Genomic DNA, 1,217 nt, shown 5'->3' with positions numbered 1-1,217 from the left:
CAGCAACTATTTTTCCAAACAACTGGCAACTTTACAGGAGCCAATTTCACCTACAGCGCCACAGACAACAGCGGCGCATCCAGTCCCGCGGCCGCTACTGTGGCGGCCATACTTCCAACTGACAACCAGCCGCCATTAGCCAACAATGCCAACTCCAGCCTAGGGCCCAACAGCAGCCAGTTAGTCACCGGATTGGGAGGCAGCGACCCCGACGGGTCGATCGTCTCTTACACCATTAACACCCTGCCCTCACCAGACCAAGCAGTCCTGTTTTTAGGAGATCCAGCCAACGGCGGTGTACCGGTCACAGCAGGTCAAGTTTTGACGCCAGAACAGTTGCAGCAACTATTTTTCCAAACAACTGGCAACTTTACAGGAGCCAATTTCACCTACAGCGCCACAGACAACAGTGGCGCCTCCAGTCCCGCTGTCGCTACTGTGGCGGCTATCTTGCGGCCGGGGGCCCCAACTCCCACACCAACTGACAACCAACCACCATTGGCTAACAATGCCAACTCCAGCCTCGGGCCCAACAGCAGCCAGTTAGTCACGGGATTGGGAGGCAGCGACCCCGACGGGTCGATCGTCTCTTACACCATCAACACCCTGCCCTCACCAGACCAAGCAGTCCTGTTTTTAGGAGATCCAGCCAACGGCGGCGTACCAGTCACAGCAGGCCAAGTCCTGACTCCAGAACAGTTGCAGCAACTATTTTTCTTCACCACAGGCAACTTTACAGGAGCCAATTTCACCTACAGCGCCACAGACAACAGCGGTGCTATCAGTCCACCCGCTACCGCTACTGTGAATGGACTGATAGGGCCAACTCCAACTCCAACTCCCACACCAACTCCCACACCAACTCCCACAACTCCAACTCCCACAACTCCAACTCCCACAACTCCAACGCCAACTCCAACTGACAACCAACCACCTGTTGCTAACAATGCCAACTCCAGACTCGGACCCAACAGCAGCCAGTTAGTCACCGGATTGGGAGGCAGCGACCCCGACGGGTCGATCGTCTCTTACACCATCAACACCCTGCCCTCACCAGACCAAGCCGTCCTGTTTTTAGGAGACCCAGCCAACGGCGGCGTACCAGTGACACCAGGTCAAGTTTTAACGCCTCAACAGTTACAGCAACTATTTTTCCAAACAACTGGCAACTTTACAGGAGCCAATTTCACCTACAGCGCCACAGACAACAGCGGCGC

1 pseudogene is annotated in these 1,217 nt (G+C 55.5%); it reads left to right on the top strand.

From position 1 onward, the window contains the following. Positions 1–1,217: pseudogene (locus QUA23_RS30900) on the top strand (hypothetical protein); the annotation flags it as partial.

The sequence above is a fragment of the Microcoleus sp. Pol1C5 genome (assembly GCF_036701115.1).
Lineage (GTDB): Bacteria > Cyanobacteriota > Cyanobacteriia > Cyanobacteriales > Microcoleaceae > Microcoleus.
The sequence above is the reverse complement of the archived record's forward strand: the minus strand, read 5'-3'. Positions and strand labels throughout refer to the sequence as shown.